Source organism: Bacteroides sp., from assembly GCF_052357945.1.
In the GTDB taxonomy this organism is placed as follows: domain Bacteria; phylum Bacteroidota; class Bacteroidia; order Bacteroidales; family Bacteroidaceae; genus Bacteroides.
In genome coordinates this window covers 1-2,520 of record NZ_DAWCXD010000285.1, presented here as the reverse complement: position 1 = coordinate 2,520, position 2,520 = coordinate 1, and the positions used below count along the sequence as shown (strand labels likewise).

At 43.1% G+C, this 2,520-nt stretch carries 3 protein-coding genes; 2 read left to right on the top strand and 1 reads right to left on the bottom strand.

The genetic code is table 11. The features are described 5' to 3' along the window. A partial coding sequence (ruvB, locus tag ACT8YW_RS22905; protein WP_444107247.1) for a Holliday junction branch migration DNA helicase RuvB occupies positions 1 to 614 on the bottom strand: 614 nt, incomplete at its 3' end. 126 nt (positions 615 to 740) lie between these two features. On the opposite strand from ruvB, the gene ACT8YW_RS22900 reads away from it, so the two are divergent. After that, positions 741 to 1,973, top strand: coding sequence for a nucleoside recognition domain-containing protein (locus ACT8YW_RS22900; RefSeq protein ID WP_022199974.1), 1,233 nt, complete (start codon positions 741 to 743; stop codon positions 1,971 to 1,973). 16 nt (positions 1,974 to 1,989) lie between these two features. Beyond that, the gene (ybeY, locus tag ACT8YW_RS22895) at positions 1,990 to 2,409 is read left to right on the top strand and encodes an rRNA maturation RNase YbeY (protein ID WP_143256656.1); all 420 of its coding nucleotides are present in this window, start codon (positions 1,990 to 1,992) and stop codon (positions 2,407 to 2,409) included. Positions 2,410 to 2,520 lie beyond the last annotated feature (111 nt).

The following is a 2,520-nucleotide window of genomic DNA, read 5'->3' as shown; positions in this document are numbered from 1 at the left end:
CAAGGCACATCCAGTATGGACGCAGAACGACGAATGATATTGCTCAAAATATCATCATCATAGTACTCCAAATGAAGATTAATACCGAAACGTGCACGAAGCGGAGCCGTCAGCAGACCGCTACGTGTGGTTGCACCAACCAGCGTGAAAGGATTCAAATCTATCTGGATGCTGCGTGCCGAAGGTCCCTTATCGATCATAATATCAATGCGGTAATCTTCCATGGCCGAATAAAGATATTCCTCCACCACAGGCGACAACCGATGAATTTCATCGATAAAAAGTACATCGTTCGGTTCGAGACTGGTTAACACTCCTGCCAGATCACCCGGTTTATCGAGTACCGGACCGGAAGTGACTTTAAAGCCAACTCCTAATTCGTTAGCAATAATATTCGAAAGAGTTGTTTTTCCTAATCCGGGAGGGCCGTGCAACAGCACATGGTCGAGTGCTTCGCCACGCAGGCGTGCCGCCTTCACAAAAATGCGAAGGTTTTCCACCACCTTGTCCTGCCCGCTAAAGTCTTCAAAACTTAACGGACGGAGTGCATTCTCGAAATCCCGTTCTTTTGAAGTAAGCTGATGTTCGCGTATGTTAAAATCTTCCTGTTCCATTTATTTCTTGAAAGTAGGAGACAAAGATAGAGATTTACATTCATTTTCAGTATAAGAAAGACGAAGATTTAGTTTATTTGAAACGTAATAACTACTTTTGCACTATCTATATACACGTTATCAACTATGGTTCTAAATTACATTTGGATAGGATTCTTCGTCATTGCCTTTATCATCGCTCTTATAAAAGTGATTGTTTTGGGAGATACGGAGATATTTACGGCTATCATGAACGCTACATTCGACTCTTCAAAGACAGCTTTCGAGATATCGCTGGGACTTACGGGTGTACTGGCCCTTTGGTTAGGTATCATGAAAATCGGCGAGAACAGCGGATTGATTAATGCACTGGCCCGCTTTCTTAGTCCGGTGCTTTGCCGTCTGTTTCCAGACATTCCTAAAGGGCATCCGGTGTTAGGCTCCATCTTCATGAATATGTCCGCCAATATGCTTGGTCTCGACAATGCCGCCACCCCGCTGGGGTTGAAAGCTATGAAAGAGTTACAGGATCTGAATCCGAAAAAGGACACTGCTTCCAATCCGATGATTATGTTTTTGGTGATTAATACATCCGGCCTTATCATCATTCCGATCAGTATCATGGTATATCGTGCACAAATGGGGGCTGCACAGCCTACAGATGTATTTATCCCTATCCTGCTAAGTACTTTCATTTCAACTTTAGTAGGAGTCATAGCAGTCAGCATCGCTCAAAAGATAAACTTAATCAATAAGCCTATTCTCATTTTAATGGGCGTTATCTGCCTTTTCTTTTCCGGTTTGATTTATCTGTTTCTAAGCGTTTCACGAGAGGATATGGGTACTTATTCTACATTGATAGCGAATATTCTGCTATTCAGTGTCATTATCCTGTTTATTCTGACGGGAGTCAGGAAAAAAATCAATGTATACGATTCGTTTGTAGAGGGAGCTAAAGAAGGATTTACGACAGCTGTACGTATCATACCTTATCTGGTTGCTTTTCTTGTAGGAATCGCCGTGTTCCGCACTTCGGGAGCTATGGATTTTCTAGTGGGAGGCATTGGCTACATAGTAGGCTCATGCGGAGTTGACACGAGCTTTGTAGGGGCACTGCCTACTGCATTGATGAAATCGCTTAGCGGTAGCGGTGCCAACGGCTTGATGATCGATACGATGAAAGAACTGGGACCGGATTCATTTGTAGGGCGTATGAGTTGCGTAGTACGCGGAGCTTCAGATACCACATTCTACATTCTGGCCGTTTACTTCGGCAGTGTGGGTATAACCAAGACTCGTAATGCAGTGACTTGCGGTCTGATAGCAGACTTCTCGGGTATCATAGCCGCTATCTTAATCAGTTATTTATTTTTCTTTTAAATCATAACATTCAATTATGGCTGTAACTTATCAAACAGAAGGCGTAAAAATGCCTGATATCAAGAAACGCGAGACTACGGAATGGATAAAAGCCGTAGCCGCTTCTTACGGAAAAAGACTCGGTGAAATCGCTTATATCTTCTGCTCGGACGAGAAGATTCTGGAAGTAAACCGCCAGTATCTGCAACATGACTACTACACGGATATTATTACTTTCGATTATTGTGAAGGCGATCGTTTATCAGGCGACTTATTCATTAGCCTGGACACGATACGTACCAATGCGGAACAGTTTGGTGCTTCATACGAAGACGAACTACATCGTGTGATTATCCACGGAATTCTTCATTTGTGCGGCATTAACGATAAAGGTCCCGGAGAACGGGAGATAATGGAAGCTGCGGAGAATAAGGCATTGGCTATGCGACAAGCGTAAGTAAGCCTCAACAGCAAACGGTTTCAATAAACAAACGATTTATTAAAACATACTATAATCGAGTAGGAGGAAAACGAAAGCTTTCTTCCTACTTTCGTTTTCCGACCTCTC